This is a genomic window from Pseudoalteromonas luteoviolacea H33-S (assembly GCF_001625695.1).
GTDB classification, from domain to species: Bacteria; Pseudomonadota; Gammaproteobacteria; order Enterobacterales; family Alteromonadaceae; genus Pseudoalteromonas; species Pseudoalteromonas luteoviolacea_B.
Map to the genome: position 1 here is coordinate 101243 of NZ_AUXY01000056.1, position 25697 is coordinate 126939.

The window sequence follows — 25697 nt, forward strand, 5'->3', positions numbered from 1 at the left end:
AATTTTATTGAGTGACGTTCATGTACAAAATATCAGAACTCGCAAAGCGCGTTGGACTGTCTCGCACGGCACTACTCTACTATGAAAAGCAGCAACTCATTACAGGGAAGCGCCAAAGCAATGGCTACCGAGTCTATCTTGAGCGCGATGTGCAACGGGTACGACTTATACAAAAGTTGCTCGCAGGCGGACTTACCATAAAAGAATGTAAGGCATGCCTTGATAGCAAAATAGACCCTCAACTCTTACGTCAGCGACTGTCTGTATTAGACGAGGAAATAAAGCAAAAACAGCAAGCTCGCGATTTGCTCTCAGCAATGTTAGGTGATGCGCCGCAACACGCTTGGCATGAAGAGCTCAATGCAATTGCGCCCGATGCACACTTAAACTGGTTAATACAACAAGGCTTTAATGAAAAAGAAGCCCTCAGATTAAAATGGTTATCAAAAGATATGAATGAACATGAAAAATATATGGCTGATTTTATGAAAGTTTTTTCTCCTCTTGTGCGCTGGGCACCGGGTAGCGAGGAAGATACACTTAAAGCGCTGTCATTTGTTCCCTTTTCTCCACAATTAATTGCTGATATAGGCTGTGGAAAAGGCTATGCGACTCAGCTACTTGTAGCACATACTAAAGCCAATATTATTGCCGTAGACAACGAGCAAAGCGCACTTGATGCACTGACCGACAGCTTTACTCAACAAGGGTTGAGCCACAGGTTACAAACTGAATGCGCAAGTATGACTGAACTGAGTTTTAATAAGCAAAACATTGACCTTATTTGGTCAGAAGGCAGCGCCTACATCATGGGCGTACAAAATGCATTAAAGCAATGGAGCGCGATACTCAACAGTGACGGTGTACTCGTTTTTAGTGACATGGTATGGCACACAGCAAAACCAAGTGCCCAGCCGCAAGACTTTTGGACTAAAGAATACCCTGATATGCAATCAGTTGAATCGAGATTGGCGCAAATACCCACACTCGGCTACAAAGTCCTAGCGCATTTCCCACAAAGCGCTCAAGCGTGGCAAAACTATTACGGACCTTTGCATGAACGCGTCATTGAACTCAAAGACACAATGGTGGATTCCACCGCACTGCAAGATATTCAAAAAGAAGTGGACATATGTACTGAATATGCCAATGAATTTGGCTACCACATGTTTATTTTGCAAAAGATCTAACATGATACAGATAAAGGCGCTCAATGCGCCTTTTAAAAAAACAGAATTAATATTTAGTGATTGCCAATAATGCGTTATTGCTCTCACCATCGTGACATCTTCTGTCGCCGCTATCGCGGTTTTCTACAACTAGTGTATATTTTACTTGGTTGTTTTTTGATTGACGAATTGCTTCTAGCACAGGGCCTAGCAAATAAGTTTGCTCTGGATAAATGATCAAAGGCTCTAGCTCAAAACCGCCATCAGAATAGCGAGAATAACGTACTTCATACGCGTTATTGCCAATTGAAAAAACGTTTTTTAAATAACCAGAACAGTTAAAAACAGTTGCAGCTTGAGACTGAGCTGCAAACATTAACGCACTTACTGATAATACCTTAATATAGCTTTTCATTTTTTGTCCTTAAATTTTTAATGATTTCCACCAAATTCGTGGCCTTTAAAATTTAAGGGAGAAAAATTAAAATTTTATTAAAATTACATCTCATGTTCCAAAATAAGCTCCAACTTATTTTTTCAAGAAATTTCTATATAGCCTTAGTGTTTATTATGACAAGATAACTAATATAACAATTCAATCTAGGGAAAACGTCCTAACAGAAGAAAGCTACTTAAAATTATTTATACATTACTTTGCTAACTTGATGGCAATCCCTTTAGCACGATCTCCATCACACTTATTACTTCTAGAGCTTGTATTTACACTTATAGCTATTTCCGTATTAGTATGCCAAGCTCCTAATATTACACTTGCATAGGTGTTAAAAACATTTTCACCCAATAAACTTTTATTCAAATTGACCGTAGTATTCCAGCCACAGTCATGAAAGCTACTATCAAAAACAACCACCATTTTCTGGTCATTATTCAAGCCTTCAAAATAGACTTCTTTCAGTCCCATTTTTTGACTCCAACCAGCGACGCTAAAAAAAGAGCTAAAAAACAATATTAAAAACAGAAAAAACTTAATCATAAAGCAACCTAAAAAAACAAATTTAAAAAATTAAATTTAATTTAAAAACAATAAAAAATCAAACAAAACCATTGAAAATTAGAATATTGGCATAAAAACAACAATGTAGACCGACACCTTAAAATATTATTATAATTTTAATTATGTATTTGCGTAAAACGTTCAGACAGCTCACTTGCTTGGCAATACCCTAAAGTCAGTGCAAAGGCATGGTTTTCATCAGTCACATAAAATAATGCCGGAAAACCGCCCACCTGTAACTGGCGGGTTAGCACTAAATGCTGCTGCAGCTGCGCTTGTGTATCTTGTGCATTAAGTGAAGATAAAAACTGCGCTTCGTCTAGCCCAATAGACACCGCGCATGCTGCTAAAGTCGCATCTAGTGATGGATTTGATGCTTGTTGATAATAGGCCGATTGAATCGCCTTTGACATTGCTTCTGCACCATTTTCCTTCATAGTTTGCGCCACAATCACAGCCCGACAAGCTTGATATGTAGAACGGTAAGGCGTGTTCTGGTGCCAATAATCGTGATTAAACGAGACTTGGGTTCTTTGTTCTATTTGGTGCCAATATGAAGCGATTGTGTCCCTTAAAATTTGCTCCATAGGTTCTGTATTGTCTGGCGCAAGACCGCCCATAACCCAATCTACCCGAGCACTTGCATGCCCACTTAAAAACGCCTCTAGTTCTGGCTGAAACCCATAGCACCAAGCACACATCGGGTCCATCACATATACAAAACGCATTGACACATAACTCCATCTCTCTAATTGTACTGCCAGAAGATACACACAATTATATAAGTATCAACTAAATCACTGAATTTAAAGCATCCCATCCAGTTTATCAGCCATGCATCAAGCTAAAATATACTCAAAGCTTGCTCCAACTGGTTGTCCCTACATATCGCCTTTGCCAGCTTTTACCAAAATGGAGTTTGAGCTTTCTAATTTTCCCTAGTTCATTGCGAACAATTTCAAACTGTTCATTTAATTCACCAGAAGGGTTTATTAAAGTGTTTTTATCAGTCCATTTAAGAGGCAAAATATAGTTCCCTTCACTGCGCGCAATCAACCTGCCATTTTGCACAATAACTTCGAATATTTTGCCATTATTAGACACATACTTTCCTAGCAACTCATCCCGCTCTATTGAGGTTGCTTTATAGTCTGTCTTGACATGAAAGTTTACTGCACTGCGCACTCTAGAAATAATGTCAAAGTCCAAGCGCTCAGGATAATACGTTTTAAAAAATGACTTTATTTCTTGATGTTCAGTGATCTCCTCCGGTGATAAACCGTTAGCTGAAAGCTTTTGTACGAGTGATTTAAACAAACCTGTACTTTTAATTTGCATCGCCACGTCTGCACGGCTGGCAAATAACTGATCGGGTAATACGTTACCCGGAACAATCACGGTCTGCTCATCAATCATTGTCAATGCAGACTCAAGGCCCGCAATATGCCCATCAACACCCAGTGGTCCAAATACCGTTAACCAGTCACTGCGATAGCTGTCTGCCATAAACAGAATATTGGCTTGCTTTAACCGTATGTTCATATGCCCAAATGAGTGCCCGCCACTGTGGTGCATTGAAATGGTTTGCCCACCAAATTCCATGGTGTAACCATCATCAACTAGGATTTGTGTGAAAATAGTGCTGTATTTAAGCGCTTGGTGAGAAATGATCTGCGCGCCTTTATGAGCAAAATAGCCATTGAGATGCGCATTGCCACCATCATAATTATTGTTTAATACATATTTGACGGGTAAGTCTGATATTTTTCGAAGTGCGTCTTCAAAAGGATGCGCATCTGACGCGATATTGCAATTGACCAACAGCAAGCCATCTTGCCCAACAACTACTCCATAGCTAATACTAACGCCCTCCCAGTGACGGGTCATAATATACACGTTATCTGTTAATTTTTGATGCGTGTACTTCTGTGAACTAAACACCACGCTCGAAAATAAAAGCGTAAACAGTGCGTAGATAAATAGACTCTTATTCTTCATTTTTTTGCCTCAATTACAACTTGAATACAATCAGAAAAACGTAAATAAAGTGAACAGTAAATGTGCGCAGGATATGGTTTTACTGATGCTTAGCTGATGAGAATAAAAGCATAAAAAACATTAGTATAAATACAGTAAGGGTTTTTAAATTTACAATTCAAATGATAAAGTAAATATCTAAAAATAATAAAGACAAGGATCAAGTTATAAAATGTCAAAAACGATTTTAATTTTATCTATTATAATGCTCATTTCAGCATGTCAGTCGACCCTAAAAGTAGTGGATGCACCACTGCAGCAGCAAACGACATTAGAAAACGGTCAGGGCGTTGTTGCAGTTGAAGTTATCAACAATACACCACATCTAGCCCCTAGGCACCAAAATTGGCAAAATGTAATTGTCGTTAGATTGGATAACGCGAAACAGCGTAAGCAAACAGCAATCGCACATGCGCGTGAGGAGGCGAAAAGGAAAAAAGTCTCATTTGACCCTGATGAAGTTGAATGGCAACGTGATTACTATCGCTTAACGGCGAACCCTCAGGGCACAATTTCAAGCCAAGTGTTTGTCGGGGCAATACCCGAAGGAGAATATGCCATAGCATTCCTATATAGCTATTATTTTGATGGCAATCTTGAGTCTTGGCTGGCTATGCCAGTTTATAGACAAGCTGGTGTGTTCAACGTAGAAGCATTTGCCCTAACAGATTTAGGCACTCTCGTTTTCCAACCTCTATTAAATATCGAAGACCCCTCTTTTTGGCAGAATAAATCTAAAAAACGTGCATATGTTACTAGAATCATGAGCAACACCGATCTAGCGCCATTTGTTAAACAACATCACCCTAATTTAGTAAGTAAATTACAGTTTTCACACATAAATTCATGGCAGCATGACCCATATGCACCTCTACGTGAAGAATTGAGCAATCTATCTATGCACAACGCATACGGTGAATTAGCTACTTCGTTACAACACAGTAAAAACAACATCTTGGCTGCACGGTTTGGGCTACTTTACATGGTCAATGAGAATGGAGACTTAGTCACCGACTCTTTACCAACAATATCGCAATTGACATCAAGTACAATGTTTAAAAATACACTTTTGGTTGGTAGTGAAAGAGGCATGTTATTTAGCAAGTCAACAGATGGAAAATGGCAAGAGAACCATCCCGTTTCTGCCAAGGAGGCATTTGTTTGGCTAGGAAGCTCAGGGCAATTTGGTTATGCAATTACAAGCTCCGAAAAAAGGCATACAATCTATCGTTTTAATGATGTGGTATCTGAATGGCAAAATATTGGCTATCTCGATAAAAAAGATGATAAGACTCACTTGAGAGAAAACGGGGGGTTATTCGCATTTTTTGATGAAAAGGGAAACATCAGAGTTATTAACGATAAGATCATATATTTGCACGATCAAACGTTAAACTCTTGGCAATCTAAACCCCATCAAAAATATAAGCGCTTTGCACAATTAAAAACCGGTGAGCTAATAGCAGTAGAAGTCAGTCAATGGTCTGGACATGGTGATCAAGTTATCTCTATCGACTACGGCAAAAGTTGGCAAAATGTTGACCGAACATTGCAAGTGGGTGGAGACCCAAAGATATACGCAAACCTTCCTTCGATTCTGTCAAATAAACAAGTCGCGTCTATTGGTCGCTATAAAAAAAGCATGTATAGCAAAAGCAAGCTCCGAATTATAACTACAGATCTCTCAACCACAAATGACCAAGAACAATGGACTCCACATGGCTACGTGCTGCCAAATTGCCAGACTAAGTTATCTGAGCTAACGCAAGGCTCAACATTATTTTTCCTATGTGACCAAGGCCAAATAGTCAGTACATCAGACTTGGGATATAACTGGGAAGTCAAAGTTGATATTGACATAGCTAGAATGCAAGAACAATTTGATGCACTGGCTACCCAATTAGAGCAAGAGGAAAAAATTGAGAATAGAGAATAAATGCAAGTAACAAAAATGCGTAATGAATGAGATTAAACCCACTCTGAGAGTATGTGGGTTTAATCTTTCTTCTTAGTACTCAAAGCAACTACAAAATATCTGCGATAAACTCCACGGGATGCTTTGGCTTACGCCCTTCAAAGCGTTTAACTTGACTGCGGCAAGAGAACCCTGTTGCGACTACGATTGATGACTGCACATGTGAATGCCAAGATGCGTTATACAGTGCCTGTGATGCCACTTGATTTTTACTCTCATGGCCAAAGGTACCTGCCATGCCGCAGCACCCGATACTAGGCGAGTTAATTTGTATGCCGAGCGTATCAAAAATGCTCTTCCACGCAGACGATGCTGCGCGTGCGTTCGTTTCTTCGGTGCAATGAGGCATTAAAGTCAGTGACTCAGCCACCGATGTTGGCGTTAAAGTACCAAGGTCTTGTTGTTTGAGCCACTCATGAATTGTGAGTACATGAAAATCCCCTCGCTCTTCGTCACTAAGTACTTTGCGATATTCATCATCGTATACAAATACCAGTGCGGAATCTAAGCCAACCATAGGAATGTTTAAGCTTGCAGCTTGCTGTAAAAACGCGCTGGTGGCTCTAGCGGTTGCTTTAAACTCAGACAAAAAGCCTTTCACATGCTGGGTTTTACCGTTGCTATGAAAAGGCAAAAGAACGGCTTTTTTACCAAGCTTATTTACTAATTTAATGGTTGCAGCAATTAATTCAGCTTCATAGAACCAAGTGAATGGATCTAATACCACCAGCACATATTTATCTTTTTGCGACTGACTGAGCTGACTTAACGCTTCATAGTTATATGCAACTCCTTTGGGCTGTTTGGTACTGAGCAATGGTAAATCTTGATAGCCTAATCCCCACTTGCTGAGCTTATTCACAAGCTTTGATCCAATCACAGGATTTAGTATTGATGCACCACGCGACATTAAAGGCAGTAGCTTTTCAATATTGCCAACGACATAATCCTTAAGCCCACGGCCATACTTTTGATGATAAAAATGCAAAAAATACGCCCGAGAATTTGGTATATCTACTTTAACAGGGCATGCCGTTGAACATGCTTTACAGGCTAAGCAAGCATCCATGGCACGCTTCACTTCGTGGTTTAACTGGGCAAGCTCTCCCGCTTCTGAGATCTGCACCTGAGACTTAGTTACGTCAAAGTATGCAGACTGTTGCAATGGCAATTCCACCCCTTGGGCTGCTTGTAAGCGTGTCCACTCCTTAAATAACATAGCGCGCCCTTTGGGAGAGTCTCGCCTATCTTTGGTTATTTTGTATGATGGGCACATTTGCGTGCTTTCGTTGTAGTTAAAACACAGCCCGTTGCCGTTGCAATTTAGCGTATCTTGAAACGACGTTTTAATATTAATAGGTATAAGCTGATCATATCGCGCTCTAAGCGGCCCCTCTACGCCTGCAAGTACAGTCTCATTATCAATCGGCGTACATATTTTCCCAGGGTTGAGTTTGTTATGTTTATCAAATGCAGTTTTGATTTTTCTCAATTCTAAAAATAATTCAGGACCAAAAAAATCAGGGCCATACTCACTGCGAAACCCTTTACCATGCTCCCCCCAAAACAAGCCACCATACTTTTTAGTCAACTCAGATACTTTATCTGATATGGGTTTTAACATGGCTTGCTGCTTATCATCACACAAATCCAAGGCCGGTCGCACATGTAAAACACCAGCATCAACATGACCAAACATGCCATAACTCAAGTTATAGCTATCAAGCAACGCTCTGAATTCAGTGATAAAGTCAGCAAGGTTTTCTGGTGGCACTGCGGTGTCTTCAACAAATGCAACTGGCTTTTGCGCGCCTTTGGTATTGCCCAATAATCCCACCGCTTTTTTGCGCATCGCATAAATTTTTAAAATATCAGCCTTATTGGTGGTAATTGAATAAGATAAAACCCCTGCTTTTTTGCTTTCAATCAATGAATCTAATTGGTTCGTTAATGCCCTCACCTTGGTATTGATGTCAGACTCATTTGTGCCATTAAACTCCACCATATTTAACCCATCAGAGGTAATATGAGCCGGAGTTTCTAAAAAATCGGCAACACTGCGCCAAATCATATCTTCACGCGCCAGATTTAAAACTTTGCTGTCCACAGTTTCAACAGAAGTCGAACGGGCGCTCACCAAAAAAGGCGAGTGCCTCAAAGCAGAGTCAAAGTTGTCATAGTTAATATTGACCAATGTTTTGTATGGCTCAATAGGCAGGATGTTCAGTTTTGCTTCGGCGACAACCGCAAGGGAGCCCTCACTGCCTGCAATAATGCGGGTTAGGTCAAAGGACTGCATATCGTCACTGAGCACATTTTTAAGGTCATACCCAGTTAAAAAGCGATTTAATTTTGGAAAAACGTCTAAGATTTTGGCGCGGTTTTCAACACAGCTGTTAAGTACGTCACGAAAGATATGTCCTTGGCGGCTGTCCTGCTTGGCTAAGTTTTGTGCTGCCTCCATCGGTATTTGGCATGTATCAAGCTCATAGCCATCAGCTAAAAAGCACTTTAAAGCCAATACGTGATCGCTGGTTTTACCATAAACCAGAGAGCCCTGCCCTGACGCATCAGTATTTATCATGCCACCCACCGTTGCGCGGTTACTGGTAGATAAATCAGGCGCAAAAAAGAACCCCAGCGGCCTTAAAAAATCATTGAGTTGATCTTTAATAACACCACCTTGTACTCTAACCCACTTTTCTTCCGTGTTTACCTCTAAGATTTGTCGCATATGTCGCGATAAATCCAATACAATGCCCCCTGTAAGTGATTGCCCATTAGTACCTGTACCACCGCCACGTGGACCAAAGCTGAGCTGACGAAACTCCGCTTTATCTGCCAACGACAATGCAGTTTGAATATCCTCATTTGACTTGGCAAATATCACTGCTTGTGGAAATTGCTGGTAAATACTGTTATCCGTTGAGTGCACCAAAGTGGTTGAATAACTGGTATCTATTTCTCCTTTAAACCCCGACGCTTTCAACTCGTTTAAGTATTTTTTAACGATACTGTCCAGATTCAAACTGACTTTATTTTCCTGACCCATTTTTGCGCCCCACGCCAAAACGATACAATATAACATAACTTAAAATATTCGTAACTAGACTTAATGCGCGAACACAGTCCAAAAAGCAGCACATAAAAAAGCGGCAAGATTGTCATCTTGCCGCTTTGAATTAGTTGGGAGATCTAATTTTAGTAGTGTAGTTGAATTACTCAGCTTTGCTTAATTGAATATTGGCAGCCTGGCCAAAAAAGCTGTGCGTTTTGATAAGCGTATTGCCTTTGACATGCTGATAGTCAGCATCACTTGTTTGCCAAATGTTCTTTAGTACACTTTAGTAAACACGGTTAAATCGACTTACTTTGTATTTAATGGACAAGTAACTACAGTGTTGTATTCACTGAGAATATCGGACAATGATAAAGTTTTGCTATTACTTTTGTACATTACTGTAGCCTGCAATATGCTGTGCATTAAGCTGATAGCAGACATCGTTTCTTGTGATACATAATGTATGTTCACCCGCGGTTGAAGAAAGCGCAATCCAGTCTATTTGTGACAGCTGTTTCGCATTGACGCCATTAAAGCTCACAACTTCATCACCTACCTTGATCCCTGAACCAAAGGCTGCCATATCCGGCATCACATACCTCACAACAAACGCACCATTGGTCAGCTTTCTTAATTCCAAACCCAGCAAATTGTATCGTGCTGTAAACTTGGTTGACCGATATGGCTTTAAGTGCAGCGTTAAGTTACTGTAGTCAACAACATAACTAAAATGCGATAACGCTGAGCTACCAAGCACAGACTTGCCATCATCGTCCCCTTCAATAAAATTGGTTTTCACATTGGTTAAAGTTAAATCCCCAATTTTAACTTGAGGTACTGTGCCACGCTGATGGACAGTTTGACCATTTAAACCAAAATCAGAGCCCGTGACTGTTTTACCCTTGAATTCAAAACCCGCATCACGCACATAATAATTGTTCAGTTTAAAATAATGACGACTACCGGTATCAAGCGCCACCTCTTGTTCAAATATCTGGTTATTGCCTAGGTCAATTTCACTGTCAAAATAAAGTTTGCTGAGAAACACACGCATGGGGATGGTTATATCTTCTTGTGATGATTGATAAGATGCCTTTGAAATGGCAACCGTGCCTTTTTTAGGATTTATGTACCACGTAAAGTGTTTTAAAATGTCATGACCAAGCACACCATCAAAAACAGCCTCCTCAGGACGTAAAAAGTAATCGGTTTGAGACAAAGGCATAAATGCAAAACTCACTTCATCAAAGCTAACATCGCCTAGCTTAATTTGACTCACTTGCGTTTGATAAGCACGTGAATTTTCACCATCGCCCCACCCGCCTAGCTCAAGTGGATATCCTTCTTTTAAACCAAGCGCTTTGACTTTGCTTGTATCTTCCAACAATGAAATCGATGCCCCAGTATCAATCATCATTTTAAAACCGCTGACACCATTGATGGTCATATAAACATAGGGTTTAGCACTAATTTCGGCACCTAGTTGAGAATGCGTTTTTCCTGCTTGCCAATTTGGCTCTAGATCATCATTTTCATATTTAAGTCGGAGATAATTAGCGACACTGCAACCGCTTAATACCATGGTGCCCAAAAGTAAAATTAGAAGCTTCATCAATCATTCCTTTTTGTAGTTGAAAGTCACAACAATACAAAAGGGCTTGTGAAGAGAACGTCAAATTGTGAGATTAAAATGAATCGAAAGCACGCAAAAAAAGTAACCAACAGGAGAGTTCGTTACCGTGTCGACCTCGCTAACCTACTACCATTTTTCCTTATTTTCACTGTGAATTTTCTTAAAGTATGCCCTGTAGTGCGCTTTTACTGCGTGTGCGCCAACAGCTCGCCTCTGCTGTGATTCTTCTTCTTTAAGTAATTTCATATAGTTATCAAAGTGTGACTGGCTAATTATATTGTCCGAAATCGCAGCTTGAACTGCACAGCCGGGTTCATTTATATGTGTACAATCGCTATATTTACATTGTGAAATTAAATCAATGATTGAAATAAAGTGCGCTCTATACCTTGTTCAGCATTGTATAGCTGAAGTTCTCGCATTCCTGGGGTATCTATAATTGCCACATTTTCATCTGTGAAAAACAAATGGCGATGAGTCGTAGTATGTTTACCATGATCATCACTTTCTCTTACCTCATTCGTTGACTGAGTAGTACGAAACATTTTATTAATTAAAGTAGACTTACCTATACCTGACGAACCAATTAACGCAATACTCGTTCCCTCATATAAATAAGTTTGCAGAGCATTTAAACTCTCGGGTTGATTTACACTGACCGGGTGAATATTTGGTATGTCTAAATGGTCCATCTGTGACAAGAAATATTCTAAATCTTCGCAAAGATCTAACTTTGTCAAAACAACAACGGGCGTGATATCAAATTCATATGCCAGAGAAACATAACGCTCTAAACGTTAAACATTAAATTCTTCATTCGCACTTGTTACTATCCACAAGTAATCCAAATTAGCAGCTATGACTTGTGGCAAGCCGTTTGATATTCTGCGTACTCTATTTTTAGGTTCAAAAATTTTAACTATTCGATAATGTTCATTGGCTAACTCTGTATGCACCCAATCGCCCACAGCAAGGTTTTGACTAATAGGATGATATTCAGAGCCACAAATTACCGACTGCTCTCCAGTTAATCCCATGGCTACAATGCGATTACGATGAATTTCTGTGATTCTTAAAACAAGATAACAGGTGTTTTTGTCACAAATTTCTTCGTAACTGAGCTGCTGAAAGTACAGGTTTGACCAACCTAGTTGGTTTAATTTTGAAAATGACATTCCTTGTGTCCCAATTTGAATTAGTGGTGTGTTTAGTCAATGGTTTCTAGTTGATTAAATTGAAATAACTCGCTAAATAACTGGTTTTTTCTAAAATATCGAACTGTTTAATTAATCGATTTTTAATTCCGAGAGGGAGTTGCAGTATAAAAAGAAATAAAGCTCAATCTTCACACAGTCCAAAAATTCCCCTTTGATAGCAACTTTATTATCTATGAATAAAAAGACAAAAGTCTGCTGACATTTTAAAAATAAAAACCAACCAATTTAAGAAAAGAGCGTTCATTACTGGTTTTGTATGGGGGCTATGACATGTAAATTGATGTTCAGATAATCAAGATTTTCACTCTAAATAAATGACCATGGCGTTTAAAAATATCAGTTCAGACTAAGAGCTGTTCCTGTTTTCTTTACTCACTAAAGTTTATCAATGTCGCTTAACAAATATGCCTGCTAGGCAGGCACATTAAACAAAAGATCTCTGCGTTAATTCATTCAAAATTGATAATTAACACCTAAGGAGAAACCACTTACGTTTTTATCAATGGGGTTAAATTCACCTAAACTTGAATACTCTAATGACACTTGCCAGTTTTCAGGAAAGCTATACTTAACACCTAACCCATAGCCAAGCCCACCATCATCATAGGTATACTTGCGAGATTGATAGTGTTCACTTTCTTTTTTGAAGCGAAACTTATGTTGAATTCGTGTATCAACCATTTGCAAATATCCATAAGCGGACCAGTTGTTAATTATTGGCACTTCACCAATTGCTTTTACTTTAACTTGTTGCTCTATTCTATATTCAGATGTCGATGAATAGTTAGCTAAAGGGTTTGAATAATAGCGCTCTTCTTTCATAAATGCGCCAACGCCTGCACCATATGCAACTTCAAAAGATAAAAAGTCATTGTACTTGTACCCACCTTTGAGTGTAGCAACACCCAAGTCCAAATGACCAAATTCATAATTACTGTATTCCGCCCCAGTATAGAAGTCCTTACTCAGCGTGTCAGATGCATGAGTGTTAAGTGCTATCAATGTTAATAGGCTTGCTGAAATGATTGCGTGTTTCATAATTTAATCCCTTTACAGTATTTTTAAGCTGGGATTAATTTATCAATATAAAATGTTAGAAAGGGTACAAAAGTGTTTAAACAATATTTTTTAGTGTAAAAACACTAACACCCTACCCCATTGAAATATAAGCACCTACACTTGGTCAATCGAAAGATTCAGAGTGAGTTAACTCGCCTGAATAATTCCACATAACAGTTTCAATACATAGCAACAATTTAACTCTCCATGACCAAACAGCCATGTGTAATAGGGGTGTAATTTAAAACTCTAAAAAACAGCGCTATGCTCCATTAAAGTGTGATGCACTATTTATTTTCTTAATAAAGTGAGCACTCATTTTTTTAAAACCTTATAAATAGTAAGCACACACTACATATTTATATGGCCAACTATCTAGCAGGAGAAGTGTCATGCCAAATACAGTAAATGGAGCAATTACAGATTCAGTAACGCAAGTAAATACCAAAGTGCTGGGAGAGACACCAGCGACGGCTATGGGAAACTTGATGATGACCATAAGCCAAGCACTATCAGTCAGTGGGCAGAATCTTACAACTGGGCAACAACAAGCCAATGTGATGTATCAAGCTGCCACAGTGCAAGGTATTAATGCGCTCTTAAAAACAGGTAATGTAGCTACGGGTAAAACGATAACCGAAAAAGAAGACGACCCAAATACCTAACCCTACTTATCCTGAAATAGTGCTAGTGCCAATTATTTTTATTGGAATTCACTTTGAACTGAATTTTTTAATCTGGAAAGCGCATGTCTGACAATAATCAAAAACTTCAAAAGCCTGTAACATCATCAAAAACACAAACAAGTGCACTCTCTACAGAAGATGCGCTCAAGAGCATACACGACGTAAATAGGTTATCGGAAACTGCTGCGGGGGTTGCTTTGGCCAATTACATCGAGACAGGCGACCCTAAGTTCATCAGTGCACTAGGCGCTTTAAATAACCAAACCAAACCGAACATGTCTAACAACCCCACTAATGTTCAAAGCACTGTCACGTCATCCGAAAAGCAGGCAGGCGCACTCTCTATGGAAGATGCACTTAGTAACATACATGACATGAATAGGCTATTAGAAACAGCTGCGGGGGTTGCTTTGGCCAATTACATCGAGACCGGTGACCCACTATTTTTGGATGCATTAAATAATTTAAATAATCAATCTGAACAAAGCCGCAGTGAATTTAGCAAGCTGTATAATAACGTCAAGTCTTCCAAATAAGGCCGTTATAGGCCACCCATGGAGCCTAAGGGTATAAACACTGATTAATCAAAATGAGTCTCCACTCGACTTTTACTTAAAATCTTTTTAGCATCGGAACTGCTAACATAATTAAAATAACAGCCCAGTAAATTAAAAAGGATCTTGCTCTCTAAATAGTTAAATTCTCGGATTAACCAATCATTATTTATCTATTTTCAATCATAATAAGGAATTTTATATATGAAAAAATTAATCGCACTCCTACTTGCAACAGGCTTGCAAAGCGCAACGTATGCAAGTGTAGAAACAAATATCGATTACTTAGAAATGAAAACGAGTAGCCATATTAAAAAGCTTCTCATCGCAGAAAACATTGGTCGAGGCAATGTTGATTTGACTATCGAGCCAATGAGATTAGGCGCAAGTGACGGAAAAGGGATTGAGATCACGGATTCTGCAGGAAGAAGTATTTTCTTTTCCATTGACGATGGGCACTCCGCCATTATTTGGGATAATGCAGTTGTTGCATCGACAAACTCTTTCCCAGTGTATGTTGGTGGTAAGTATCGATTCTTCTTAAATGTCACTGACAGTGCAATTAAAGTGAACAGAGTCACTGAAAACGGGATGGTTTCGATGTTTGAGTATAATAAAGTACTTACACCACCACTGGATTATAAATTGGTAACACAAAGATCTGGGGCCAAATTTCATAACGTACTCATAACGACATACTAAAGGCCATTGATTTAAGCTGCAAACACGCCTTTTAAAAGTTGGGGTGTTTGCAAATAGCATTTCCTTTAATGAATCCATGCTCATATTGGCAATCGATTACAGAACTTTGCATATGCATATTAATGAAATTTAAAAGCTTCACCTACTTTAAAAGAGCAGAATATTAATCAAAGAAATATAATACCGCGCTTACAATTCAGAAAAAAGTAATAAAAAATAGACATCATATCTTTTTGCCACTTTCGGTCACTCTCAGAAGCCTAATGACTTTTCCACAAGTGAGTAGGCGGTTAGCTAAAAAACAGACTTTTTAACTGTCAATATTTACAGGGAAAAAACAGTAAATAAGACACTAAAACAGTCTATACCATCACATCAAAGGAAAAACTGAAAACGGATTATCATTATGATTATTAAGATTTATTTTCACTTTGCAGTTCTAAATGGAAAGCTGATATGTTGAATTCTGAGTACAATGCATGTTAACCAAAGGCAATTTATCGCCCTTGAACTTCATTTCATTTATCGCTATAAATAATTCGTCAATATTTATAAATTGGCAATTTTAAAATAATAAAGGAATAAAGATGAAAGCTATGAAACTTCAAAAAACAGTTCTTAAAAATTTCAATAACAACAATGTTTTAAACCTAAAAATGACAAAAGAGATAGTTGGTGCTGGAGGTGGTCACTCAGGTAATGGTGATGTGACCCGTAACTGCACTGTTAAATGGCGTTAATTTTTACCTAAAGCCAGTTTAAGCGCTCCACTCATCCAGTGGAGCATGTTCTAATCTCTTCAATTGTAAATCTGCGTATTCAACTTCTATGAGTAACTAAGGATTTATTGAAGCTACATAAAAAGTCATATTGATAAAATATGTAACAGCAGCAAACGTAATGACTACTACAGCAGCTAATAGACTTAAAACTTAATATCTTCGGATTTAACTCTAATGAAAATTATAATCTAAAAATTTCCCGGCCCTTTATTTAAGTAGACATCATGACAACCTAATCTATCAAGTATTAAAATATAAATCCAAACTTTAGACTTCAACCTTAACAACTACCATAAAAAACCTATTTTGATATTTAAAATTAATAAATTCCACCATAATTATCGGCTTAAATTAGCATTACTGCCTGTACCGACTTTGGTTAGACTGGTTTTCCGTCATGTGATGATACCATTCATTATGGAATTTAGGAGATAAAACCGTCATAGGCCTTTTTGCTCTGTATTTACCATTTGTAAAACTAAAACGTGTTTCTTCCTCTTCAACATTTGATGAGCTTACATGAAATCCATATTTATCATCTATATCAGCAGCCAAATCAACCAAGCACATCATATCTCCACTATCCAGCTGTTCACAACCATAAATATCAAGATCTTTAATATTAAGCTTGTAGCCATTATCTTTATAATAGTCGACTAAAAACTCACTTAGTATATCTGCGCTTGGTGTAGGCGGTCTCATTACGTATAACACAGTAGCTACCATAACAATCCCACCGGTCAAAAATACGTACTTTATATTCCAACTTTTGATTGATAACGAGCCTTTTCTTTCGCCACCCTCATGAGATTTATTCAACCCGTTCAAGGATAAAAACCCATTATTTCTTTTATACTTAGGTGAAAAAAGGCTTATAGGAAGGAGTAACAAACCCAAACAAAAAATATAAAGCCCGTAACCAGGACTTTCTACTATCATAGGATCAATACTAACACTATCCCCTGTTTCTTGCTTATATTTATCAAACTTATACTCTGCATTATTTTTAATATGCTGACCTAGCAAGCTATTATCAAAGTCTAATGATGCTTTATGCACTAAAAACACCATGGTTATAATCGCGACTAAATAAGACAAAAAAACATATCGCTTTTTTATTCCTAAAGTATAGATAACCACTGCGGGAAGAAAGGCAAGTGCAAAATACCAACTTGGAATAAAATCAGATAGGTAGGCATCTAACGACTCTACAGATATTATAGGAAATAGGCATGCACCCAGAAAAAGTAAGAATGGTGGAAAGGCTGCAATAAGGTTTGGAATATGAAAAACTTTTGGCTTGTCGCCACTTATCGACGTTGATTGTTCCATTGTATTTAACTCCATTTCAATGACTTACGATTTTGTCATGCAGCATGATGATCGAAGTAAACAATGAAAGCAATCATATTGAATGATAAGTTATACTGAGTGAACATAAATCGAACTAAAAATTATTTTTAAAACAATAAAAGAAAAATTAATTAATATAAAAAACCAAAACCCAACTTTTAACAACAAAAAACACACAGTTAAAAAATAAAAAACCAATTATTCCAAATCGACCATTTGATAAATTGATATAGACGTTTTTATAAAGCTTTATATCACTATTCCAGCTGTAAAAATAAAAAGCTTCACACAACCTGAAAGTATGCTCTAGGTACTTCACATATATTAAAAAAATCAAAGTGAAGTGCATGACCACTTTATTCCTGTAACCCAAACAGCGCACACAATCAACTAAACCCGTCGTCCTGAACTCGATTCAAGATCCATGTCACGCTTAACCAACGTATAGATCCCGAGGCAAGCTCGGGATGACGAGAGTGAGATTAACCGAGAGTGGTTCACCACACCTTAAATTAATCAGATAAATTCCTTAAAGCATTCTTGATTAATCAAACCCGTCGCCCTGATCTCGACTCAGGATCTATTTCACGTAGCTCAAATACAAAAATCCCGGGACTAGCCCGGGACAACATGTTCAGGTAAATATCAATTACCTATACTTAACCACCAAAGGTTTTTGTCAAATGCGTCGCTAAGTTTATTTGAATTGGCTGCGGCTGGTTTGCAATATCAACCAACGCATCTTCAAAATTCCCTTTAGATAACGCACTGTATGCGTCATTTGACAAACCATAAGGCTCACTTGGCATACCAATAAATGGGAATACCATGCGATCAAGCGTGCCATCACTGTCTTTGTCATGCACGACACTGATGGCGTATTTACCTGCAGGAATACCTTCTAGCACCACTTCTGTTGCCGGAATACTTGGCGTAACCACCATACGGTGAAAGTACTTGATACTCGATGCGCTGTAATTATCATCGCTGTAGTAAGAATTCGCGTTGTCATGCAAATACACTAACAACTGCCCTTCAGTACTTGCCACCTGATTCACCACAATACGGACCTCAGTCGGCGCACCTTTTACTTTATTCACGCTCTTATTAGAGGTAGACGAGCAAGCCGCTAACACCGTAAGCGCCAATGACGATAACAATACCTTTTTCATATAAAATACCTTTTAACCTTTATTGCCAAAACCAAGCTCATGTTCCAATACAGCCTTGATTTCAGCATGACTTTGCAAGATATCACCATGATTTCGCTGTTTAAGTAAAGTACAATCTACTTTACCACCGATAAATGCTTCCACATTGTTATCAGCAATAACATCCAGCGTTTGTGACCATTCACGTGTCAGCGCATCCGACACCTGCGCCTCATATTGACCTGCTTTAAATAAATGCACCTGAGTCGTTTTCAACGGTTGGCTCAATGGACATAAATCCAGCCGCCCTTCCGCTTTACGCGCTTTTATCATCGCCTCAATACTGCTTGTCTCGTGGCCAAGCTCTCGCATTCGGGTAACAAATAATTGCTCATTTTCAGACTCAAACTCTTGCGTCAGCGTTTTGAGCTTTCCTGACTTGATAATAGTGTCTAAAAGCAGCACTTTTATGTCAGCGCTGTGGTTTTTTTCAAATAAACCTGCCATTTCTAGTGCGATATTGCCACCGAGTGACCAGCCTAAAAGACAAACTTTATCCGCTTCAATGTGAGCGCACACCTCATCGTAATACACCTTAGCAAGCTCATCTAACTGACTAATTTTTTCGTCATTAATGAGGTTATAGTTATCAACGCCTAAGCAATTAAACGATCCATTTAACTCTGCTGCAAGCCCTTGATAAACCTCGCATCCGCCGCTGCCAGCGTGGACCATCACCAGAGTTGGTAAGCCGTCGCTAAAGTCATTTAAACGTTTCACTAATTGCCCGTCACGCGCTTGATTACGTACCAAACTTGCAAGACCCTGTACGGTAGGAGATTTAAACAAATCAGCCACAGAGAGCTTGCAGTTAATGGTTTGATTTATCACTTGTGTCAGTTTAATCGCCGCAATTGAAGTTCCACCGAGCTTGAAGTAGTCATCGCTGATCCCAATTTGCGAGTGGCTTAGTGCAGATTGCCATAACTCACATAACTTAAGTTCAAGGGCATCGCGTGGCGCTACATATTCATCACTTTTAATAAAATTAGGTTCTGGCAAAGACTTTACATCCAGCTTGCCGTTGACATTGAGTGGGATTTTATCAAGTAATGTCATCGCTGAAGGCACCATAAAGTCGGGCAGCGCAGTCTGCAAATAACCCATGATCTGCTCTGCTTTATCAGCATCGGTATCGTCGCTCACAACATACGCTGCGAGATACTTTTCAGTCCCGTTTTGCTTTGCAATTACCGCAGCTTGCTTCACCCCAGCAACACTACAAATGGCGCTTTCAATTTCACCCAGCTCAATCCTAAAGCCTCGTATCTTCACTTGTTTATCGTTTCGACCAACGTACTCTATATTGCCATCAGCTTGCCACTTTACAATGTCTCCTGTGCGATACATGCGAGGTTCGATATTGCTATTTTTTGAAGTGTCTACAAATGGGTTTTTAACAAATTTATCTGCCGTGAGAGCTGGACGGTTTAAATACCCTCTAGCAAGCCCTTCACCACCAATGTAAAGCTCACCTGGTGTACCCACAGGAACTGGCTCCCCCATCGGATCTAATACATACAAGGTTTTGCCTGTTAAGGCGTGACCAATGGGCGCATTGGTTCGACTATCATCAAGGTGGCAAACAGAGGCAAACACTGTGGTTTCTGTCGGACCATATACATGACTTAACTTCACCTGCGGTGTACTTTGCTTAAAGGCATTCACCACATTTAAATTAACCTGCTCGCCGCCAAACAAAATGTGCTTAAGCGGGCTATTTTTAAGCTGTCCACTGGTTGCCAATGCATTAAATAATGCGGTGGTCATAAAGCTCGCATCGATTTTATGCGTTTCAACATACTGAGCAAATAACTCGGGTGAGAGTCGCGTGTATTTATCCACTAAATGCACACACAAGCCATTGAGCAAACTGAACATGGCATCAAAAATGAATCCATCAAATGCATAAGACGACATACTGGCAATACGGCGCACTTTAGTCGCATCCAAGTAATTGTTGCCCAGTGCAAAAGAATTTACCGCATGGTGCTCAATCTCAACCCCTTTAGGTTGCCCCGTGGTTCCTGAGGTATAAATGACATACGCTAAGCTCGTTAAATCCGTATCCACGTCCAAATTCTCGATGCTTTCACCACCGACATGTTCGGCAACTAAGACACTCGGCCCCGATTCGGTATTAAAAATACCTGATAACTCAGCATGATAGTCCGCTTGGGTAAGTACCAAAGAGGCATGTGCATCGCGTGCAATAAAGCGTGTGCGTTCATCAGGGTTATCCATCGACAACGGGACATAAGCTGCGCCTGCTTTGAGCACCGCTAAGATGGCCACCACCATATCGATATTTTGTGGGTAATAGAGCGCAATTAAAGTATCCGGCTTAATCGTGGACTTTTGGTCTATTTCATAGGCCTGACGGATAAATCGAGCAAGCTTATTGGCTTTTTGATTAAGCTGCTGGTATGTCAGTTGCTCATCGCCACACACCACAGCCATGTCACTGCCACGCCTGTTGGCTACACGCTCAAAAATACGATGAATAGAGAGTGAACTTGGTGTATGCACGGGCTTTTGATTAAATTGCTCTAATATTTGTGTGCGCTCAGCGTCACTCAGTACATTAATGTGATGCAACGCATCAGCAGGTGCCGCCAGCATGCTTTTAAGTATTCGAACGTAACGCTTTGCAAATGCATCGATGGTCGCTTGCTCAAATAAACTGGTCGCGTAGTTAAACTGCAAACTCAGCTGCTCTGTGCTGTCATCAACGACTAAGGTCAAATCATATTTCGCACTTTTGCCACTGAGCTTATCGCTTAGCACTGGCTTTAACTGCAAATCCCCCTGCACGATTTGCTCGGCATTCATGCTCTGCACACTGAACATCACCTGAAAAATAGGATGGCGCGAGCTGTCTCTTTCTAACGCCAACAACTCCACTATTTGCTCAAATGGTAAATCCTGATGCACTTTCGCTTGGGTAACCAGCTGATGCGTGTGCTGAACAAACTCGCTTGCACTCCTGTTTTTATCAACTTGACTGCGCAGCGCCATCGAGTTGACAAAAAATCCGATAAGCGCCTGCACTTGGCTTTGATGACGGTTATCCGAAGGCGTACCAACCACAATATCTTGCTGCCCAGATACGCTGCTCAAAGTGACATATAAGGCGCTCAGCATCACAGTGTACACACTGGTTTTCTGTGCTTTAGCACTGTCCACAACCTGTTTGGACAGCGTTTTATCTAGGACTAATTCAAGGTTATCACCTGCGTAGCTCACTTGGCTTGGTCTTGCCCTGTCATAAGGCAGCTCCAATGTTTCAAACCCTTGCAGCGCACCTTTCCAGTAGCTTTGCAACTTGCTCAGTGTCTCACCTTGCAGATAATCTCTTTGCCATTTTGCGTAGTCCGCATAACGGATGCTCAGCTCTGGCAGTTGAGCTGCTTTACCATTCAACGCTGCTAGATACGCTTTCGTTAGCTCTTCGGTAAAAACAAACGTCGACCAACCATCAAATGCGATGTGGTGCCACACAAAGAGCAAATACTGGGTGGATGCACGACTAATGTGATACACCCGCATTGGGCTATCTTGCGATAGCTCAAATGGTTTTGAGGCCAGTTCACTAACAAACGCTTCTAAGGCAATTTCATCCGCCACCGAGTGCTGAGCAATAGCGATATTTGACGGTAATGTGTGCTGACTTAAAATGCCGTTATCTTGTGTGTTAAATACCGAATTTAATACCTCATGGCGTGCCACAACTTGATTAAGTGCTTTTTGAAAAGCATCCAAGTTTAGCGACTTACCAACTTCAAACAAGGCTGGAATATGATACGCACTACTGCCCTTTTCATAACTGTCGATAAAGAGTAATCGCTCCTGTGCAAATGACAGCGGTAAAGATTCCGCGCCACTGCGAGGGATCACAATAGCCTGTGACGCATCAATGACGTTAGCCAGTTTGGCGACGGTATTATGGGTGAACAGCATTTCGAGAGGGATATCACGCTTGAGCGCTTTGCGGCTGGCCGCAGATAAACGAATAGCCGTAATGGAATTACCACCTAGCTCATAAAAGTTATCATCCACACCTACAGTATCAACATTGAGCACCTGTTGCCAAAGCGCACATAAGGTCGACTCAAGGTCACTGCTTGGTGCTTTGTAACTCTGTTTAACGCTTTGATTAGGAATAGACAGTGCCTTTTCATCCAACTTACCATTACTTGTTAAAGGGAGCACATCTAATTGTGTAAAGCTGGCTGGCACCATGTATTTTGGTAATGTTGATGCTAAATATGCGTTAATGCTTTCCTCACAGGCAGTGCTATCGGCACTGGCAATCCAATAAGCATGTAACGCACCATCTGCATGGCTTTTATCCGCAATAACAGCCGCACTTTGAACCCCCTCAACATCACATATGGCGTGCTCTATCTCACCAAGTTCAATTCGATAACCGCGAATTTTAACTTGGTTGTCGTTACGGCCAAGGTATTCAACTTCACCATTGTCGAGCCAACGAACTAAATCACCCGTTTTGTAAATCCGCTGATTATACAGATCATCGCTACTGGCAAATGGATTTTGAATAAAGCGCGATTGTGTCAAATCGTCACGGTTTAAGTAGCCTCTAGCCACACCAGCCCCGCCGATATATAACTCTCCAATTGCACCCACTGGCACAGGTTTAAGTGCCGATGACAAAACATACAACGCCACATTGGGATAAGCATGCCCGATGCCGTTGACCACTTGGCTTGGGTCAACGCGCTTGTTCATGGCGCCTACTGTCGCCTCTGTTGGACCATATTCATCAATCAATGTCTCAGTAACCATTGAGAGCTTATCAATCACTGGCTTCGTCAGTGCTTCACCGCCGACCATTAAGCTGCGCAAGGTTATCTCACTATCAGACAATAAGAGGTTGGCAAGGCTTGGCGTGGTTTTTACAAAACGTACTTGATTGTCTGTCAAATGTACCTGATATGCAGACACATTGGCAATGTCACCCTGATAAACACACACAGTTCCACCTGCCATGAGTGGGCATAAGGTGGTTGTCACGGTCAAATCAAAGCAATAGTTGGTCGAAAAATCACATACCTCTAAGGCATCTGATAAAGTACTTTGCACCCCAAAAAAGTAATTAAGTACTTGCGCTTGCTCTACCATCACGCCCTTTGGCTTGCCTGTAGTGCCTGAGGTGTATATGACATACGCAATGTTATTCATGCGGCTGCGACGCTCAGCAAAATCTTGTGAATTATCCAACACCAACATGGGCTTATCACAGCTGATGAAACCAACTTCAGTGCCTGTCAGCCAAGTATCCAGTCGATGGGCATACTGAGATTGCGTCAGGACCAAGCGCATGTCTGTATCAGACAAGATAAACTGCACCCTATCCTCTGGTGCATCTGGGGAGATGGGGACATATCCCGCTCCTAACTTCAATACCGCCAACATGGCCACCAGAGTGTCAGCACTTGGGCTCAAATACAGCCCAATCAAGGTATCGGCTTGTACCGATTTACCTTGCTGAGCAAGGCGTTGCAAAATGTTATTTGCTAAATGCTCTGCTCGCTCGTTTAATTGCTGATAACTTAAAGTAGTTTTCCCTGCTTTAACAGCCACCTTGTCTGGCATAGCTTGTGCGTGCTGGGCAATCATGCCAGCAATGTCGTTTTCAAACTCAAAGTGCGCTTGTTGGCAGTGCCACTGCTGCGTGATTGCCTCACACTCAGCAGATGTCAACAACCCTAATTGCTGATGCGGTTGCTCTGGCGCTTCCACCAGCTGCTCAAGCAGCACTTTAAGCTGCGATACCAGCTTGCTCGCTTTGTCAGCATCAAGCCAATTTGCACTGTAGTTAATGGCTATATCGAGCGTATCTCCTTGCTCTGTCGCAACAAGGGACAGGGGATAATCAATTTTCTCAACCACCTTTTTGAGCTGCCACTTACGCGTATCACCTTGATGATTGATCGGGTAATTTTCAAAGGTAAACAAGGTATGGAATAACCGCTCACCTTGCGGCTGTAACTCAGCCAGTGCAATACTGCTGGCGCTGTTGAGTGACGCAATCGACAGCTGAATATCCGCCATAATTTGCGCACAAGACGCATCTTCTGGCCAAAACACTTGCAACGGCAAGGTGTTGATAAACAAACCAACACTGTTATCAATGCCTTCAACTGGCAAGTTACGCCCCGAGACAACAGTTCCCACGGTAGTTTGCTCGTCGCCCGCATAAACCTGGATAAGCTTGTGCCAACAAAATTGTAATGCCACGTTGAGTGTCACCCCAGCATTTTGGCACATGGCTTTGAGCGCATGAAACTCAGCGCCCGTTATCATCAATTGTTGCGTATCCGGTTCTGTGACCTGCATCGGCTTGGTCAAATCAAGGGGCGCACTCAACATCCCCGAGATGTCATTTGCCCCTTCAAATTGCAGCTTCTTTTCTTGCCAATACTGCTGTGTTTGCGCTTGGTGTTGCTGATAATACTGCTGCGTTGCTAAGTAGGCCGTTTCCACCTCAACCGTCGGCACTGTGCCACCGAGCAACTGCTCATAATACTCATGGACGCTGCGCAGTAACAAAGGCGCACTCCAGCCATCGCTGATGCTGTGATGCTCCGTTTTTAGTAAGGTATATAAGTCATCGGCTTGCTTAATAAGTGAAATACGGATCAAGCCCGGCTTTGACAAGTCAAACCCTTTTGCGCGCTCCGCTTGCTGCAACGCATCTATCTTTGCAGCGCGCTCTACGTCACCTAATGCGCTGATGTCTTCATAATGGAAGCTATTGCTATCAATACTCGCTTTGGGTGAGACAACTTGTAACAGGGCTTCATCCCAGTTAAAAAAAGTGCGCAGCGCAGGGAATCTTAAAGAGGTTAACTCCCAGGCCTTTTGGTACAAAGGCACGTTCAGCGGCTCTTGATAATCCAACATCATTTGCACACGATATGCATCATCGTCTGGCTGATTCAAATGATGATAAATAAACCCTTGTTGCAAGCTGTTTGCCGGACTTATCGACTCAATACCGCGCGAAGGCGCAGTTTGACTCTGGATATAACGTTTAAACGCTTTCGCCGAGTCAATGTTTTGCTCACTTAAAAATGCAATTAACTCTGGCTTATTGGCTTTGATTTTATTCACTAGCTGCGGATCCGGAGACGCATTGCCAAAAGCCAGTTTTAACTTACCTTGCTCTGCCCAAATAGACAGGTTATGTGCACTGATTTCCTTGATAAGTAACATT

Annotated in this window: 18 protein-coding genes; 6 read left to right on the plus strand and 12 right to left on the minus strand. The window is 40.5% G+C overall.

The window, feature by feature from the left end; all coding sequences use genetic code 11:
- Window positions 1-20 precede the first annotated feature (20 nt).
- Window positions 21-1190 carry a MerR family transcriptional regulator gene (locus N477_RS06340; protein WP_063362399.1) on the plus strand — a complete coding sequence of 390 codons (1170 nt, stop codon included), beginning with the start codon at window positions 21-23 and terminating at the stop codon, window positions 1188-1190.
- A gap of 46 nt (window positions 1191-1236) precedes the next feature.
- Here the strand turns inward: N477_RS06340 and N477_RS06345 are convergent, their stop codons facing one another.
- The 4 genes from N477_RS06345 to N477_RS06360 form a co-directional block, all read right to left on the minus strand.
- A complete protein-coding gene (locus N477_RS06345; protein WP_063362400.1) occupies window positions 1237-1584 on the minus strand; it encodes a hypothetical protein in 348 nt (115 codons plus the stop codon).
- A 234-nt stretch (window positions 1585-1818) separates the two neighbouring features.
- Complete coding sequence (locus tag N477_RS06350) at window positions 1819-2163, minus strand: hypothetical protein (protein ID WP_063362401.1); 345 nt, start codon at window positions 2161-2163, stop codon at window positions 1819-1821.
- Between the two features lie 137 nt (window positions 2164-2300).
- On the minus strand, window positions 2301-2912 hold the full coding sequence (locus N477_RS06355) for a DsbA family protein (protein ID WP_063362402.1): 612 nt from the start codon (window positions 2910-2912) through the stop codon (window positions 2301-2303).
- Between the two features lie 127 nt (window positions 2913-3039).
- On the minus strand, window positions 3040-4182 hold the full coding sequence (locus tag N477_RS06360; RefSeq protein ID WP_063362403.1) for a hypothetical protein: 1143 nt from the start codon (window positions 4180-4182) through the stop codon (window positions 3040-3042).
- Between the two features lie 211 nt (window positions 4183-4393).
- On the opposite strand from N477_RS06360, the gene N477_RS06365 reads away from it, so the two are divergent.
- Window positions 4394-6157, plus strand: a complete 1764-nt coding sequence (locus N477_RS06365) for a hypothetical protein (protein WP_063362404.1) — start codon at window positions 4394-4396, stop codon at window positions 6155-6157.
- Window positions 6158-6245: 88 nt separating this feature from the next.
- On the opposite strand, the gene N477_RS06370 is transcribed toward N477_RS06365, so the two are convergent.
- The 5 genes from N477_RS06370 to N477_RS06385 form a co-directional block, all read right to left on the minus strand.
- Window positions 6246-9248, minus strand: coding sequence for an FAD-binding and (Fe-S)-binding domain-containing protein (locus N477_RS06370; RefSeq protein WP_155731825.1), 3003 nt, complete (start codon window positions 9246-9248; stop codon window positions 6246-6248).
- A gap of 391 nt (window positions 9249-9639) precedes the next feature.
- Window positions 9640-10869, minus strand: a complete 1230-nt coding sequence (locus tag N477_RS06375; RefSeq protein ID WP_063362406.1) for an aspartyl protease family protein — start codon at window positions 10867-10869, stop codon at window positions 9640-9642.
- 374 nt (window positions 10870-11243) lie between these two features.
- A complete protein-coding gene (gene rsgA / locus N477_RS26275) occupies window positions 11244-11630 on the minus strand; it encodes a GTPase RsgA (protein ID WP_231098112.1) in 387 nt (128 codons plus the stop codon).
- A gap of 57 nt (window positions 11631-11687) precedes the next feature.
- Window positions 11688-12065 (minus strand): hypothetical protein, encoded by a 378-nt coding sequence (locus N477_RS26280; RefSeq protein ID WP_196760591.1) that lies wholly within the window; start codon window positions 12063-12065, stop codon window positions 11688-11690.
- Window positions 12066-12560: 495 nt separating this feature from the next.
- Window positions 12561-13145: an outer membrane beta-barrel protein gene (locus tag N477_RS06385; RefSeq protein WP_063362407.1), complete on the minus strand. Its 585-nt coding sequence runs from the start codon at window positions 13143-13145 to the stop codon at window positions 12561-12563.
- A gap of 413 nt (window positions 13146-13558) precedes the next feature.
- Between N477_RS06385 and N477_RS06390 the strand changes: the two genes are divergently transcribed.
- From N477_RS06390 to N477_RS25945, 4 genes are all read left to right on the plus strand, one after another.
- Window positions 13559-13831, plus strand: a complete 273-nt coding sequence (locus tag N477_RS06390; protein ID WP_063362408.1) for a RebB family R body protein — start codon at window positions 13559-13561, stop codon at window positions 13829-13831.
- Window positions 13832-13914: 83 nt separating this feature from the next.
- A complete protein-coding gene (locus N477_RS06395; RefSeq protein ID WP_063362409.1) occupies window positions 13915-14388 on the plus strand; it encodes a hypothetical protein in 474 nt (157 codons plus the stop codon).
- Between the two features lie 222 nt (window positions 14389-14610).
- A complete protein-coding gene (locus N477_RS06400) occupies window positions 14611-15108 on the plus strand; it encodes a hypothetical protein (protein WP_063362410.1) in 498 nt (165 codons plus the stop codon).
- 587 nt (window positions 15109-15695) lie between these two features.
- Window positions 15696-15848: a hypothetical protein gene (locus N477_RS25945; RefSeq protein ID WP_155731826.1), complete on the plus strand. Its 153-nt coding sequence runs from the start codon at window positions 15696-15698 to the stop codon at window positions 15846-15848.
- Between the two features lie 399 nt (window positions 15849-16247).
- On the opposite strand, the gene N477_RS06405 is transcribed toward N477_RS25945, so the two are convergent.
- From N477_RS06405 to N477_RS06420, 3 genes are all read right to left on the minus strand, one after another.
- Window positions 16248-17222, minus strand: coding sequence for a hypothetical protein (locus tag N477_RS06405; RefSeq protein ID WP_063362411.1), 975 nt, complete (start codon window positions 17220-17222; stop codon window positions 16248-16250).
- 680 nt (window positions 17223-17902) lie between these two features.
- Window positions 17903-18415 carry a DUF2141 domain-containing protein gene (locus tag N477_RS06415; protein ID WP_063362413.1) on the minus strand — a complete coding sequence of 171 codons (513 nt, stop codon included), beginning with the start codon at window positions 18413-18415 and terminating at the stop codon, window positions 17903-17905.
- A gap of 12 nt (window positions 18416-18427) precedes the next feature.
- Window positions 18428-25696 (minus strand): non-ribosomal peptide synthetase, encoded by a 7269-nt coding sequence (locus tag N477_RS06420; protein WP_063362414.1) that lies wholly within the window; start codon window positions 25694-25696, stop codon window positions 18428-18430.
- Between the last annotated feature and the right edge of the window lies 1 nt (window position 25697).

Bases quoted from the DNA above. Each gene is read 5' to 3' on its own strand.
- N477_RS06340 (WP_063362399.1), top strand. From the start codon at position 21: ATGTACAAAATATCAGAACTCGCAAAGCGCGTTGGACTGTCTCGCACG.
- N477_RS06345 (WP_063362400.1), bottom strand. From the start codon at position 1,584: ATGAAAAGCTATATTAAGGTATTATCAGTAAGTGCGTTAATGTTTGCA.
- N477_RS06350 (WP_063362401.1), bottom strand. From the start codon at position 2,163: ATGATTAAGTTTTTTCTGTTTTTAATATTGTTTTTTAGCTCTTTTTTT.
- N477_RS06355 (WP_063362402.1), bottom strand. From the start codon at position 2,912: ATGCGTTTTGTATATGTGATGGACCCGATGTGTGCTTGGTGCTATGGG.
- N477_RS06360 (WP_063362403.1), bottom strand. From the start codon at position 4,182: ATGAAGAATAAGAGTCTATTTATCTACGCACTGTTTACGCTTTTATTT.
- N477_RS06365 (WP_063362404.1), top strand. From the start codon at position 4,394: ATGTCAAAAACGATTTTAATTTTATCTATTATAATGCTCATTTCAGCA.
- N477_RS06370 (WP_155731825.1), bottom strand. From the start codon at position 9,248: ATGGGTCAGGAAAATAAAGTCAGTTTGAATCTGGACAGTATCGTTAAA.
- N477_RS06375 (WP_063362406.1), bottom strand. From the start codon at position 10,869: ATGAAGCTTCTAATTTTACTTTTGGGCACCATGGTATTAAGCGGTTGC.
- N477_RS26280 (WP_196760591.1), bottom strand. From the start codon at position 12,065: ATGTCATTTTCAAAATTAAACCAACTAGGTTGGTCAAACCTGTACTTT.
- N477_RS06385 (WP_063362407.1), bottom strand. From the start codon at position 13,145: ATGAAACACGCAATCATTTCAGCAAGCCTATTAACATTGATAGCACTT.
- N477_RS06390 (WP_063362408.1), top strand. From the start codon at position 13,559: ATGCCAAATACAGTAAATGGAGCAATTACAGATTCAGTAACGCAAGTA.
- N477_RS06395 (WP_063362409.1), top strand. From the start codon at position 13,915: ATGTCTGACAATAATCAAAAACTTCAAAAGCCTGTAACATCATCAAAA.
- N477_RS06400 (WP_063362410.1), top strand. From the start codon at position 14,611: ATGAAAAAATTAATCGCACTCCTACTTGCAACAGGCTTGCAAAGCGCA.
- N477_RS25945 (WP_155731826.1), top strand. From the start codon at position 15,696: ATGAAAGCTATGAAACTTCAAAAAACAGTTCTTAAAAATTTCAATAAC.
- N477_RS06405 (WP_063362411.1), bottom strand. From the start codon at position 17,222: ATGGAACAATCAACGTCGATAAGTGGCGACAAGCCAAAAGTTTTTCAT.
- N477_RS06415 (WP_063362413.1), bottom strand. From the start codon at position 18,415: ATGAAAAAGGTATTGTTATCGTCATTGGCGCTTACGGTGTTAGCGGCT.
- N477_RS06420 (WP_063362414.1), bottom strand. From the start codon at position 25,696: ATGTTACTTATCAAGGAAATCAGTGCACATAACCTGTCTATTTGGGCA.